The following is a 13,330-nucleotide window of genomic DNA, read 5'->3' as shown; positions in this document are numbered from 1 at the left end:
AGCGCCCTCCGCACATGCCTATTCTGCGGCTGTTGCGTGGCGTCCTGCTTCCTTTGCATCCCATATCAAAGTTAGGCATAAATGCCGCCCCGCGTTCCCGGACTGCCGGGCTCGGGCCATTTTTTACTTCACCAGAGACGCGCAAGAACCGCGCATTCCAGATACCGACAGGAAACGACAATGAGTGTCACGCTCAACCCGACCTCTCCGCAGCAAGCAGTCCGCGCCTCCGCCGACTGGTCGCCGGAGACGTGGCGGTCGTTTCCGATCAAGCAGTCTCCGACTTATCCTGACGAGGCAGCCCTGAAAGGGGTCGAAGCACGCTTGCATCGGTATCCTCCGCTGGTCTTCGCCGGAGAAGCGCGGCGCCTGCGCGCGCATCTGGCCGAAGCGTCCACCGGCCGCGCCTTCGTCCTGCAGGGCGGCGCCTGCGCGGAGAGCTTCTCTGAATTCTCCGCCGACATCGTGCGCGACACCTTCCGGGTGCTGCTGCAGATGGCCGTCGTCCTCACTTTCGCCGCCAAGGTGCCGGTGGTGAAGATCGGTCGCATCGCGGGCCAGTACGCCAAGCCGCGCTCATCCGACACGGAGACTCTGGGCGACACGGTGCTGCCGTCATATCGCGGCGACATCATCAACGGTTCCGAGTTCACGGCGGAAGCACGCATTCCTGACCCGCAGCGCATGGAGACCGGTTATTTCCAGTCGGCTGGCGTGCTCAACCTACTGCGCGCGTTCGCTGGCGGCGGCTACGCCAACCTGCATCAGGTGCATCGCTGGAACCTCGGCTTCGTGGAGCGTTCGCCTTTGGCCGAGCGCTATCGCGTTCTCGCCGAACGCATCGACGAGACCCTGTCGTTCATGGGCGCGTGCGGCCTGAACGCCAAGACAGCGCCGCAGATCGACGAGACCGAGTTCTACACCTCCCACGAGGCGCTGCTGCTGCCGTATGAGCAGGCTCTGACCCGCATCGATTCGACGTCGGGCGAATGGTACGACTGCTCGGCCCATTTCCTGTGGATCGGCGACCGCACCCGCCAGCCGGACGGCGCGCATGTCGAATTCCTTCGCGGCGTGCGCAACCCGATCGGCGTCAAGGTCGGACCGACGACGAAGGTCGACGACCTTGAACGCCTGCTGGAAATCCTCAACCCGGCGGACGAGGCTGGGCGCATCACGCTGATCTCCCGCATGGGCGCGGAGAAAATCCATGAGTTCCTGCCGCCCCTGCTGCGCAATGTGCGCGCCACGGGCCGCAAGGTCACATGGCTGACCGACCCCATGCACGGCAACACCATCTCGACGTCCAGCAAGGTGAAGACCCGCTCGTTCGACGCGATCCTGTCCGAAGTGCAGGGCTTCTTCGACGTGTTCGCCGCTGAAGGCGTGGCGCCGGGCGGCGTTCATATCGAGATGACCGGACAGAACGTCACCGAATGCGTCGGCGGCGCGCATCGCCTGACGGAGCACGACCTCGGTGCCCGTTACGAGACGTTCTGCGACCCGCGCCTCAACGCGGAGCAGTCACTGGAACTCGCGTTCCTCATCGCCGAGGAACTGACCACCCGCCTGCGCGCTGTCCGCGCAGCCGCCTGAACAGCGAAGTTCCGGACGGTCTCGGCCGACGCCCGCTGGCAACGATCCGGCGCGCATCGGCCAGACCACCCAGTAAAGCCGTCCGCCCAGCCAGACGAAACGAACGCCATACGGGCATCGCAGCGAATGTGCTCCTGACCTTCAATGCGCGGCGCCATACAACCAGGCTCGGCATCAGGCCCTCAACGCGTAGGGACGCGCCCCGCCAGAGCGCTTTTTCCGCTCAGAAGAACCACCCTGCGCGGGAACTGGCTGACAGTCGATCAGGAAACGCGAGCGTCGCTCCAGCGAAAATCGGACCTCCGAAAATTGCCCGACGTAACGGCGAAACAGAACTGATTTCTCACCTCCCGCATGGGCGCAGGCTCCCTCATTCTTCATGCCTTCCGACGCGATACGATCGCCCTGACGCAGGCGGCGCGCACGGAGACTTGCGCCCGTCGACCCGGCGGGCGGCTTGCCGTTCGTCCTTCTCCCCGGCAATGCTTCTTGCCGCATGACATATCCGGAGCGGCGGCGCGGACGCCCACCGCCAGCCTCGCGCGTTGTGTCAGAAACGCGCCGCGTGTCCAGGCGCGGAAAACGCGCGCAGGACAGAAGGAAGTAACGATGACGACTCCCCCCACCCGACCAACTGCGTCTCCAACGGATATGACGCCCTCTCCGGGCGTCTCGTCAGCCTGTTACGTGAAGGCGCTCAGTGACGCAAACATCCGCGCCCGGACGGACAGCTATTTCAACCGCACCCGGGAGATCGTCACCCGTTTCGGCGACCGGGCCGTCACTTACGCCGTCTTCATTCGCCGCCCGGTGCTCGCCGCTACCGCCATGCTGGAGAAGTGGCTGGAGAATGTCGCGCGCGAACGTGGGATCGAGATCATCGTCGAGACCGTCCACCCGGAAGGCGACTGGGTCGGCGCCGGCGAGCCGCTGCTGTACCTGACCGGCTTTTTCAGCCATCTGACTGACCTGGAGACACTGATTCTCCAGAAACTCGGGCCAGCCTGCGTCGCCGCCCACAGGGCATACCAGATGGCGCTGTCGCTGCCGAAAGCTCAGTTCCTCGCCATGGAAGCGCGCCACTGCGCCGGTTACGAAATGCAGGAGCTGATGGCTTATGGAGCCTCTGTCGGCAGCCGCGCCGCACAGAAGGAGGGCGCCATCGGGTTCATCGGCGGCGCGAACGACGCCACTGCGGCGTTCTTCGGGCAGGCGAAAGGCTTCGGCACCATGCCACACGCCCTGATCGGGTACGCCGGTTCAACCGTTCGCGCGGCCGAGATGTTTCATGAGGTCTATCCTGACGCCGACCTCGTTGTGCTGGTCGATTACTACGGACGCGAGATCACGGACGGTCTTGCGGTCTGCCGCAGATTTCCCGAACTCGCTGCCGCTGGGCGGCTCGCGTTGCGGCTCGACACGCATGGCGGCCGTTTTCTCGAAGGTCTCGATCCGCAGGAATCCTACGCCGTCATGGCTCGTCATGTGCCAGAGGCGATCCGCCGCTACAGGTCGGAGGGGGAACTGCGATACCTGATCGGCACAGGCGTCTCCGCCGCCGCCATATGGCGGATGCGGGAGGTCCTGGACGAAGCCGGGTTCAACAAGGTGCGCATCGTCGTCTCCTCCGGCTTCGGCGTGACGAAATGCGCCAGCATGGCGGACGCCAACGCCCCTATCGACGTGGTCGGCACAGGATCGTTCATCCCAAAACTGTGGAACGAAACATACGCCACGGCTGATATCGTCACGTATGACGGGGTCGAAAGCGTGAAGATCGGGCGTGAGTTTCTGCTGCCTTCGTTCCGGCGGGCGGAAGCGGAGAAAAAGAAACGTTCCTGACCCCGCCGTCCACCCGAAGGTTTGCGACGCAGTCGTCGCCCCCCGAACGAACCGGCAGTCCCTTTTAAGCGCCGGGGTATCGTCTCTGGTCGGGCTCGGCTAGAGCCTTACCCGTTCACACCGGTTCACGGATAAGGCTCCGGTTTGTCGTTTTGATGAGCCTCTTTATCCGATCAACCGATTCAGTCTGATCGGATGATGCTCCAGGACGGGACCAACCATGCGCAGCGTCCACAACGGCGTTGTTTTTCAGGACGGCAGAGAGACCATGACAGCAGACATGAACGACGAAGACTTCAAGGATCACGCCGATCTCGATGACGAAGCGCAGCCGGGAGAGGAAGACGCTGGCTGGCGCGTCCGCATTCTCGATCTGTCCGGCGGAGCAGAAGACAATATCGTTGAAGACGTAAAAGGCTTTCACGATGTGGCTCACGCCAATGCGTTCGCTCGGGCCTATGTCCGCGACAGTGTGGAATTGTGCCGGGCGCCGGGCGCCTCCCCGCGCGACACGCTGAACGCGTGGTTCGCGTTCGGCGAAAATGCCGAGGTGCTCGAAGCGGGCGACGACGGCTGGAAATCAGCGACCGAACTCGACGACTTCGTGTCTCGCCCCGCCACACACATGGAACGCGACTGGCGCTCGCTCGATCCTCGCAGACTGGTCGAAGACGAAGGCGGAGAGATGGATTTCGGCGCAGACGACGATCTGGGAGCGGCCGACGGGGAGTAATCCCTGACAGGTCGTTTACAAACTTCCCGGCGCACTTGCTCTGCGGCGCGACGTCCAGCCCGCTGCAGAGTTGGACCACCGACGGTCAGATGGCTATTCGGCATCCGGCGTGTTGGCGATCAACACATCTCTGAAACGACGAATCTCGTCGTTAAGTCGCATCAGTTCCGCGATGGACAAGTCTGAGCGACCAAGCAACGTCTCTCCAACGCAGGCGGCGTCCTGCCGCAAGGCCACGCCCTGCGGCGACAGGGTGACGATGACCTGGCGTTCATCTTCCGGATTACGTTCCCGGCGCACGAAACCAGCCCCCTCCAGACGCTTCACCAGCGGCGTGATCGTGCTCGACTCCAGCGCGAGTCGCCCTGCGATGTCGCCAATGGACTGCCCGTCCCTCTCCCAAAGCACGCTCATGACCAGATACTGCGGATAGGTCAGGCCTAGGCGTTCCAACGCGGGACGATATGCCCGGTTGATCGCGATATTGGCCGAATAAATGGCGTAGCACAGATGCGCATCAAGCGGCGGCGGGCAGGGCGACGGGTCCACGTTCGATCTCCGTGAGTGGGCGCAGTTTGTTATCACGGAACTTCATATCGCGATAAAGAAAACGCTTTACAAGCTGAAAATCACCGCCTAGAAAACATTTATCGCGATAATTTATACCGCGAAATATAAAGGAAAACGACCATGGCTATTCTCTATCGCGCTGAAGCAACCGCAACAGGCGGCCGCACGGGATCTGCGAAATCGAGCGACGGACGTCTGGCGGTCACACTGGACACTCCGAAGGAACTCGGTGGTTCCGGCGGCGACGGCACCAACCCGGAACAGCTTTTCGCCACGGGCTATTCCGCATGTTTTCTTGGGGCGCTCAAATACGTCGCCAACCAGAAAAAGGTGAAGCTGTCCGAGGACACAACCGTCACAGCGACAGTGGGCATCGGCCCGCGTGACGACGGTCAGGGCTTCGGACTTGAGATCGCGCTGTCCGTCTCCGTCCCGGGGGTCGAGCGTGACGTGGCCGAGGCGCTCGTGGCGCAGGCCGATATCGTCTGCCCGTATTCGCACCTCGCCCATAACGGCGCCGCCGTAAGCCTCACCGTAGCATGAGCCGGTCCCCGCCGGCTTGATCCGGCGGGGACAACCACCCTGTTAGGCAGATCAGTAATACTGACGGATTTGTCAGCGGCATGTGCCCCCAGCCACATGACCGGACGTTGCTCCATTAACCTCACGTTCAAGTCGTGACGTGACAGGCATCTTCGATGCTTGCGCTACAAATGCACGCACGCCAATACTCCCTTCACTGTGGTCGCAATTACGGTTGCATTACATGTGGGGAGCAAATGCGGCAGATAGATTACATATGCTTCGCGACCTCGCTTAAGCTATTTTGCGCTTCAGAGACCAGCGCCCGCGACGCCGCCGTCCGCTAACCAGATCAAAAATGATTCGAAAATTTGCGACAGGCTTGCGAAAAGCTTGAGTTTACCCCCTGATCCCGCATCAAAAATTCCTCGATACGGCGCGTCGTGCAAGTGTTCTGCCACACATTCTTGAGGGCCAGACCACAGTCATACGTCCCAGGCATCACGCCATTAGAATTTATCATAGGAAAACATCATGAAATTTATAAATTTTTCAGATGGCGACGAACCAATTAACTCAGGCGTATCGGGCTTTCGGAAATTGCGCCCTGCCGAGCACGTCTCAGGTCCCTATAAAATATGGGAACTTTCCGACGACCAAGGATGGCGTTACGATTATCACTGGAAAAGACCCCACGAGGCGCTCAATCCAATCGGGCTTTATGACGTCGAAGATGTCATCGTCACGCGTCCCGGCGGGCTGATATTGAATAGATTCATTGGCTACAATAACGCGACAGGCCGCGACAATCAGAGAAGCATCCCGCCGCACGACGACTACATCAATTTAAGCGGCAGGAACAAAGTAATCATCGACGAGCCGATCATCGTCGCCGACGGCGTCGCGTTCGACGTATGGGGACACTGGATTGTCGACTACCTCCCGCGTTTCGGCGTGGTCCGTGACTTTTATCTGGCCGATTTCTTTGATCTGAAGGTTCTTCTCCCCGCGTACGCGCCAGCCTGGGTCACGGAATTTCTAAAAATATCATGCGGCGTCATGGAAGAGAATATTCTGAAATATAACCCGGACAGCGATGTCGTGCTGTGCAGGCGCGCCATAGTGCCGTCTTACTGCTACACAGAAGAGTTTGCATTTCATAGCTACGTAAAAGACTTCTACAGATCATTCGCGCTCACGCCCCCGTCCCCGAAAACCCCAGAAAAAATACTCGTATCGCGGGGCAATCAATCTGGGAGCAACAGGCTCTTTCCGAACAGAGATGCATTCGAAAACATGGCCCGCGAACGGGGGTATCAAATCATACGACCGGAAGAACTGTCGATCCCGGAGCAGATAAACGTGTTTTCACGTTCGTCGGTCGTGATCGGGGAACACGGTTCCGGCATGCATAGCGCAGTTTTTTGTGGCAAAGGAACCGTGGTCGGCTGCATCGGATTTTGGAACGCCGTACAACTTCACATCGGTTATCTCATGGAGCACCGGAACGTCTATCTCACCAGGGGCTGTCTCTGGCCCACGCCGGAGCGCAACGAATACGTAATCGACGTCACGATCGAAGATCTGGTGAGCTTTTTCGATAAAATCGACGCCATGACAACTGACGCCTCATCAGAGTAAAGCCCCGTCATCGTCCAGCCCGTCTCGGGCTGGACGGCGCTATTGCCATGAAGCTGAAATTATCCCTGACGGCCCAGACACGTTCAGCCAGAACCACACGCTCTCCGCCCTCACCCGGTCGCCTTGCGGGCCAGCTTGTCCAGAGCCGTCACCACCCGACGCGCCAGATCAATACGTTGAACGTTGGTCAATTCCCGCACAACGGCAAGTTTGTGATCGGGACGCAGCCGAACGGCCCCATCCTTCCATGCGCCCATCCAGCGGATCAACCCCTCAGGATTGGCGAAGCTGTTGCCCCGAAATTGCAGAACCATACCCTTCGGCCCCGCCTCCAGCCGCTCCACGCCCGCGCCACGACACAAACGCTTCAACTCGACCACATCCAGCAGGTTCTTGACCTCCGGCGGCGGCGCGCCAAAGCGGTCGACCAGTTCCGCCTCCATCGCCTCGCCGTCCGCATTGGAGGCGAGCGCGCCGATACGACGATAGAGCCCAAGCCGAACCGGAAGATCCGCGACATACCCGTCAGGAATCAACACCGGCAATCCAAGCACGATGTTTGGCGTCCAGTCGCGATCTTCCGCCCGGGCGCGCCCTTTCTCCGTCCGCAGATCCGCAACCGCGTCCTGCAGCATCTGCTGATACAGCTCGATGCCGACTTCGCGGATATGACCTGACTGCTCATCGCCCAGCAGGTTGCCTGCGCCGCGCAGATCGAGATCGTGCGACGCCAGAGTAAACCCGGCGCCCAGCGTGTCGAGCGTCTGCATGATCTCAAGCCGCTTTTGCGCCGACGCCGAGAGAACATGCGTCTGCGGCCAGGTCAGATACGCGTAACCACGCTGCTTGCCTCGACCGACCCGTCCGCGAAGCTGATAGAGCTGCCCAAGGCCAAACATATCGGCGCGATGAATGATCAGCGTGTTGACCGCAGGCATGTCGAGACCACTTTCGACGATATTCGTCGAAAGCAGGATGTCGTATTTGCCGTCCGAGAACTCGGTCATCACCCGTTCCAGCTCGGTCGGGGACAACTGCCCATGCGCCTGCACCACACGCGCATCGGGGACGATGTCGCGCAACCGCTCGCCCAACCGATCCAGGTCCTCTATGCGCGGCGCCACGCAGAAAATCTGCCCGCCTCGGAAACGCTCGCGCTGCACGGCCTCGCGGATCACCACGCTGTCGAACGGCATGATGAAAGTGCGCACTGCGAGACGGTCCGTCGGCGGGGTCGCAATCAGACTCATCTCCCGCACGCCGGACAACGAAAGCTGCAACGTGCGTGGCAACGGCGTCGCGGAAAGCGTGAGGACATGCACGTCCTCACGCAGCGCTTTCAGCTTTTCTTTATGACTGACGCCGAAATGCTGCTCCTCGTCGACGATCAGAAGACCAAGGTCGGCAAACTGAACGCCCTTCGCCAGCAAGGCATGGGTGCCGATGACGACATTAACGGTTCCGTCCGCAATTCCCCGGCGCGCCTCAGCCGCCTGCTTCGCCGTGACCATGCGCGAAAGCTGGACCACACGAATGGGAAACCCTTCGAAACGTGCTTCAAATGTCCGGAAATGTTGACGTGCGAGCAGCGTCGTCGGCACCACCACGGCGACCTGCGACCCGGACATCGCCGCCACGAAGGCGGCGCGCAGGGCGACCTCGGTCTTGCCAAAGCCTACGTCGCCGCAGACCAGACGATCCATCGGGCGCCCCGCGCCCATATCTTCCAGAACGTCGGCGATCGCGCGCGACTGATCCTCCGTCTCCACGAACGGGAAACGCGCGCAGAACTCCTCCCACATGCCCTCGGGCGCGCCCAGCACCGGCGCCTCGCGCAGCGCGCGGGCGGCGGCCGTGCGAATAAGCTGCCCCGCCATGTCGCGGATGCGCTGCTTCATCTTCGCCTTGCGACCCTGCCAGGCCACGCCGCCAAGTTTGTCGAGCGCGACCCCGGCCTGATCCGAACCGAAGCGACTCAGAAGCTCGATATTCTCGACGGGCAGATAAAGCTTCTGCCCGCCGTCATAGAGCAGGCGCAGGCAGTCATGCGGCGCCACGCCAACGCTTACCGTCTCAAGCCCGTCATATCGGCCGATACCGTAATCCTGATGAACCACCAGATCGCCTTCGGTGATCTCCCCCGCCTCGGCGATCAGCTCGTCCGCGCGACGGCGCTTGCGCGGAGGCCTGCCGATCCGCTCGCCCAGCAGATCCTGCTCGGACACGATGGCGAGATCGTCGCCAACGAAACCACGATCAATCCCGAGGACCAGCAGACCGACCGGCCCCGGCTTCATGCGCCGGGCGGAAGTCCAGTCGTCATGGGTTTCGACAGAAACACCGTGTTCTTGAAACAATGTCTTGATCCGCTCGCGCGAGCCCCGCGTCCAGGCGGCGACGAAGCAACGCCGCTTCGTGTCGGTCCAGACGCGCGCCTGATCCTCCACCAGCCGGAACGTCTCCTCCCTCTGCCCGGCGGGCGCGAGCTTCGAGAACATGATTCCAGGCCGCCCGCCTGCGTCCAGCCCCTGCGCGCCGTCCGGCTTCGCGAACGGGCTGAAGCTCGTGACCGGCACACGACCCAGCGCCGCGTCCCAGCCGCGTCGATCAAGGTAAAGCAGGCGCGGCGGCAAAGCACGATACGGAATCTCGCCTTCGCGCGGCGGTGCGCGACGGGCCTGATAATGATCCTCGATCATGTCGAGGCGGGCGCCGATTGACTCCTCAACCTGATGGTCCAGCGACACCGCAGCGCCCGGGAGATAATCGAACAGCGTCTCCATGCTGGCGTGAAACAGCGGCAGCCAGTGCTCGACCCCGGTATGGCGTCGACCTTCGCTGATATGCTCATACAGCGGGTCGGATGCGGCTGCTGGACCGAACTGGTCGCGCCATGCGCTGCGAAAGCGCGAAATACTGGCTAGATCAAGCGAAAATTCTGAAACCGGATGCAGCGAAAGCTGCTCCACCTTGCCGCTCGAACGTTGGGTTCCAGGATCGAAATTACGAATGTTTTCGACTTCATCTCCGAAAAGATCGAGACGCACGGGCTCGGCCTGCCCTGCGGGAAACAGATCGAAAATACCGCCGCGCGTCGCAAACTCGCCCGGCTCCATCACCGTATCAGTGCGCGTGTAGCCATTGGCGATCAGCAACTCGATCAGAAACGCCTGATCGAGGCTCTCCCCTTGCGCGATGGTAAGCGACTGCCCCCGGAACGCGTCACGCGGCGGCACACGCTGCATCAGGGCGGGCGGCGTGGTCAGTATGACGCGCCCCGCAGCATTCGAACGCTTCGGCTCCAGCAGGCGCGTCAGGGTCGCCGCGCGCTCCGCCACCAACACCGGGTTGGGCGAGACGCGATCATAAGGAAGACAGTCCCATGCAGGGAAGCGCAACACCTCGACGTCCTCGCCAAGGTAGTCGAGCAGATCGCTCAACCGCGCCAGCGCCGCGTCATCTCTCGCGACATGAAGAACGGGGCCGTCATGTTCGCGGGCTCTTTTCGCCAGAAGCAGGGCGTCAAACCCTTCCGGCACGCCCCAGACAGTCGCGCCTTGCGCCAGCGCGCGCGGCGCGGCGCGAACATCAGCCTCCATCACAGCTCTCCGTCTTCATCGCGAGTTTCAGCCCCTGCGCTCCTGCCCGGCAGCCGTATGGCGACGATATTCGTCGATCATGGCGCGCAGCATCGGCGTCGCCTGATCCTCGGGCAGCGGCATGCGCCCGGTCAGCCAGTCGGCGAGGTCAGGGTCGGGAATCTCCAGCACCGCCTCCATGTCGTCCAGCGCCGCGCTGTCCATCGTCTGGGCGTTACGTTCGACGAAGCCCCCGATCAGGATGTCCGTTTCGAACGTGCCGCGGTGCCGCGCGCGAAACAGCAGCTTGCGACGACGGGCGTCCAGTTCGGCGACCGCGTCGGCGGATGCGCCTTTCGGCGGCGTCGGAGGAGTGATGGTTTCGTTTTGTTCCATGGCGTCGCTGTCCTATAGCCTTGTGACCCCAGCCTGTCAGCCCGCAAGAAAGGCCGTAGCGCCGCCCGTGTCCAGCCCAACCGCCAGCAAGGAGACCGCGACTCACGGCGCCGACTCGGCTCCCTCCACCGTGTCAGGCCGAAAACGCTCGCCCGCAGTCGGGTCTGGGCCGGACGCTGCGGTCGGCCGCCAGGACATGACTCAGGACAGGCTGACGGCTGCAGAGAGCGGACCGCAACAAGACGACGCGTGGCTCGCCCCCCTGTTGGCGCCGATCGCCGATCTTCCCGGCGTTGGGCCTGCACAGGCGAAGCTTTTGACGCGCGCGGTCGGTGGCTCGCGCGTGGTCGATCTGCTGTTTCACATGCCGGAGAGCGTCGTCGACAGGCGCTATCGACCGGCCCTGAGCGAAGCGCAGCCCGGACGCGTTGCGACGCTGGAAGCAACAGTCAGGCAGGTGACGGCGCCCGCGCACGGACGCCAACCATGGAAAGTCCAGCTCGAAGACGGCGCAGGCAGGCTCGAGGTCGCGTTCTTCTCCCGCTGGCAGGCCGGACGCATGACATCCGGCGCACGCGTTCTCGTCTCCGGTCTGATCGACACGTTCAACGGACGGCTGGCGATGACCAACCCGGACTATGTTCTGTCCGCCGGAGACGCCGTTCCGACGCTCGACCCGGTATGGCCGCTGACCGCAGGACTTTTCACCGGGCAGGTCCGCAGCGCCATGCGCAAGGCTTTCGCCCGCCTGCCCGAGCTGCCGGAGTGGGAGGAGCCGTCCGTGATCGCGCGACGCCGCTGGCCCGATTTCCGCACAGCGTTGCTGTGGACGCATTTTCCATCCGACGACCCCGCTATATCCGGGCCCGAGGCGCCGACTGACGCGTGGATTGACGCGAGACGACGGGCGCGCGAGCGACTGGCATGCGACGAACTTCTCGCCGATCAGGCCGCAACCCTGTTGGCGCGGGAAGCAAATCGCAGCCGCCCCGGGCGTTCGTTGATCGGTTCCGGGGCGTTGCGACGAGAGGCGCTGACCAGATTCGGCCATTCGCCGACAGCCGCCCAGACACGGGCGCTGCGCGAGATTGGCGCGGATCTCGAAGCCCCGCGCCGCATGGTTCGCCTGCTGCAAGGCGACGTAGGCGCTGGCAAAACACTGGTGGCGTTGCTGACGATGCTGCAAGCGGTGGAAGCGGGCGCGCAGGCCGCGATCATGGCTCCGACGGAAATCCTTGCACGCCAGCATCTGACGACGTTTGAAAGGCTGTCCCCCGTCCCGGTGGCGTTCCTCTCGGGGTCGGTGCGCGGCAAGGCGCGCAAGGCGACGCTGGAGGCCATAGCGGATGGCTCCGCCTCCCTCATCGTCGGCACACATGCGCTGGTTCAGGAAGGAGTGCGGTATCACGACCTTGCCCTCGCCGTCGTGGACGAGCAGCACCGGTTCGGGGTGGAACAGCGTCTGACGCTGGGCGGAAAGGGCGCCGCCGTGGACATGCTGGTCATGACGGCGACCCCGATCCCGCGCACGCTTCTGCTGACGCAGTGGGGGGACATGCAGGTCAGCCGGCTGGACGGAAAACCCGCCGGACGCAAACCGATCAAAACTTCGGTGCACGGGCCGGACGCGTTCGACGGCGTTCTCTCCGGCCTTGAACGGGCGTTGGCGAGCGGCGCCCGCGTCTTCTGGGTCTGCCCGCTGGTCAGCGAGAGCGAAACGCTGGACATCGCCGCCGCAGAAGCCCGGCATGCGTCGCTTGTGCGTCGTTTTGAAGATCGTTACGGTGTGGGCTTGGCGCATGGACAGCAGGACATCGCTGTCAGGGAGGCGGCGCTCGCAGCTTTCGCCAACGGCCACACCGCGATTCTGGTCGCGACAACCGTGATCGAAGTCGGCGTGGACGTGCCCAGCGCGTCTGTCATGGTCATTGAGCACGCGGAGCGTTTCGGCCTGGCGCAGCTTCATCAGTTGCGCGGACGTGTGGGCCGCGGTTCCGCCGAATCGTTCTGTCTGCTGTTGCACGGCGGAGAGATCGGCGTCACCGCGAAACGGCGTTTGAGTCTTTTAAAGGACACCGAAGATGGTTTCCTGATCGCCGACGAGGATTTCCGACTACGCGGAGGCGGTGAAGTGGCTGGCTCCAGACAGTCAGGGTTGCCGGGTTTCCGCATTGCGACAATGGAGGCGAACCTTGATGAGACGCGCAATCTTGTCGTGCTTGCCCGTCAGTCCGCGGAACGTGGGTTGCAAGGACGTCACCCGGACGCAGCTTTCCGTTGCCTTTTGAAGCTTTTCGGCAAGGCGAAGTTCGACAAAATAATGCAAGCGGGATAGACAGCGCGTCACAGATCGTCTTTTTTTCGCGATTAAATCTATATTTACGGAGAATCGGCACCGTGGGGACGATCGCCGCGCACTTTGCGTCCTGTAGAGAGCGATCCGGTCTTACCG

Annotated in this window: 10 protein-coding genes; 6 read left to right on the top strand and 4 right to left on the bottom strand. The window is 62.4% G+C overall.

The window, feature by feature from the left end; all coding sequences use genetic code 11:
* Nucleotides 1-180 precede the first annotated feature (180 nt).
* The gene (locus G442_RS0115855; RefSeq protein ID WP_026398778.1) at nt 181-1,596 is read left to right on the top strand and encodes a class II 3-deoxy-7-phosphoheptulonate synthase; all 1,416 of its coding nucleotides are present in this window, start codon (nt 181-183) and stop codon (nt 1,594-1,596) included.
* 174 nt (nt 1,597-1,770) lie between these two features.
* Here the strand turns inward: G442_RS0115855 and G442_RS25270 are convergent, their stop codons facing one another.
* Nucleotides 1,771-2,094, bottom strand: coding sequence for a hypothetical protein (locus tag G442_RS25270; RefSeq protein ID WP_146882583.1), 324 nt, complete (start codon nt 2,092-2,094; stop codon nt 1,771-1,773).
* 153 nt (nt 2,095-2,247) lie between these two features.
* On the opposite strand from G442_RS25270, the gene G442_RS0115850 reads away from it, so the two are divergent.
* Both G442_RS0115850 and G442_RS0115845 read left to right on the top strand, forming a co-directional pair.
* Nucleotides 2,248-3,438, top strand: coding sequence for a nicotinate phosphoribosyltransferase (locus tag G442_RS0115850; RefSeq protein WP_035376785.1), 1,191 nt, complete (start codon nt 2,248-2,250; stop codon nt 3,436-3,438).
* Nucleotides 3,439-3,718: 280 nt separating this feature from the next.
* Entirely contained in the window at nt 3,719-4,171 is a 453-nt protein-coding gene (locus G442_RS0115845) for a hypothetical protein (protein ID WP_026398776.1), read from the top strand.
* A gap of 93 nt (nt 4,172-4,264) precedes the next feature.
* Here the strand turns inward: G442_RS0115845 and G442_RS0115840 are convergent, their stop codons facing one another.
* A complete protein-coding gene (locus G442_RS0115840) occupies nt 4,265-4,720 on the bottom strand; it encodes a MarR family winged helix-turn-helix transcriptional regulator (RefSeq protein WP_026398775.1) in 456 nt (151 codons plus the stop codon).
* Nucleotides 4,721-4,861: 141 nt separating this feature from the next.
* On the opposite strand from G442_RS0115840, the gene G442_RS0115835 reads away from it, so the two are divergent.
* Nucleotides 4,862-5,284, top strand: a complete 423-nt coding sequence (locus G442_RS0115835) for an organic hydroperoxide resistance protein (RefSeq protein WP_026398774.1) — start codon at nt 4,862-4,864, stop codon at nt 5,282-5,284.
* A gap of 513 nt (nt 5,285-5,797) precedes the next feature.
* Nucleotides 5,798-6,904 carry a glycosyltransferase family 61 protein gene (locus G442_RS0115825; RefSeq protein ID WP_026398773.1) on the top strand — a complete coding sequence of 369 codons (1,107 nt, stop codon included), beginning with the start codon at nt 5,798-5,800 and terminating at the stop codon, nt 6,902-6,904.
* A gap of 110 nt (nt 6,905-7,014) precedes the next feature.
* Here the strand turns inward: G442_RS0115825 and mfd are convergent, their stop codons facing one another.
* Both mfd and G442_RS22770 read right to left on the bottom strand, forming a co-directional pair.
* Nucleotides 7,015-10,503, bottom strand: coding sequence for a transcription-repair coupling factor (gene mfd / locus G442_RS0115820; protein ID WP_035376778.1), 3,489 nt, complete (start codon nt 10,501-10,503; stop codon nt 7,015-7,017).
* Between the two features lie 27 nt (nt 10,504-10,530).
* Entirely contained in the window at nt 10,531-10,878 is a 348-nt protein-coding gene (locus tag G442_RS22770) for a succinate dehydrogenase assembly factor 2 (protein ID WP_051292422.1), read from the bottom strand.
* 196 nt (nt 10,879-11,074) lie between these two features.
* Between G442_RS22770 and recG the strand changes: the two genes are divergently transcribed.
* Nucleotides 11,075-13,213: an ATP-dependent DNA helicase RecG gene (gene recG, locus G442_RS0115810; RefSeq protein ID WP_026398771.1), complete on the top strand. Its 2,139-nt coding sequence runs from the start codon at nt 11,075-11,077 to the stop codon at nt 13,211-13,213.
* Nucleotides 13,214-13,330 lie beyond the last annotated feature (117 nt).

The sequence above is a fragment of the Acetobacter nitrogenifigens DSM 23921 = NBRC 105050 genome (assembly GCF_000429165.1).
Lineage (GTDB): Bacteria > Pseudomonadota > Alphaproteobacteria > Acetobacterales > Acetobacteraceae > Acetobacter > Acetobacter nitrogenifigens.
This window is presented reverse-complemented; position numbering and strand designations above follow the sequence as displayed.

Coding starts and splice junctions, on each gene's coding strand:
- recG (WP_026398771.1), top strand. CDS start 11,075: ATGACTCAGGACAGGCTGACGGCTGCAGAGAGCGGACCGCAACAAGAC.
- G442_RS22770 (WP_051292422.1), bottom strand. CDS start 10,878: ATGGAACAAAACGAAACCATCACTCCTCCGACGCCGCCGAAAGGCGCA.
- G442_RS25270 (WP_146882583.1), bottom strand. CDS start 2,094: ATGCGGCAAGAAGCATTGCCGGGGAGAAGGACGAACGGCAAGCCGCCC.
- G442_RS0115845 (WP_026398776.1), top strand. CDS start 3,719: ATGAACGACGAAGACTTCAAGGATCACGCCGATCTCGATGACGAAGCG.
- mfd (WP_035376778.1), bottom strand. CDS start 10,503: ATGGAGGCTGATGTTCGCGCCGCGCCGCGCGCGCTGGCGCAAGGCGCG.
- G442_RS0115835 (WP_026398774.1), top strand. CDS start 4,862: ATGGCTATTCTCTATCGCGCTGAAGCAACCGCAACAGGCGGCCGCACG.
- G442_RS0115855 (WP_026398778.1), top strand. CDS start 181: ATGAGTGTCACGCTCAACCCGACCTCTCCGCAGCAAGCAGTCCGCGCC.
- G442_RS0115850 (WP_035376785.1), top strand. CDS start 2,248: ATGACGCCCTCTCCGGGCGTCTCGTCAGCCTGTTACGTGAAGGCGCTC.
- G442_RS0115825 (WP_026398773.1), top strand. CDS start 5,798: ATGAAATTTATAAATTTTTCAGATGGCGACGAACCAATTAACTCAGGC.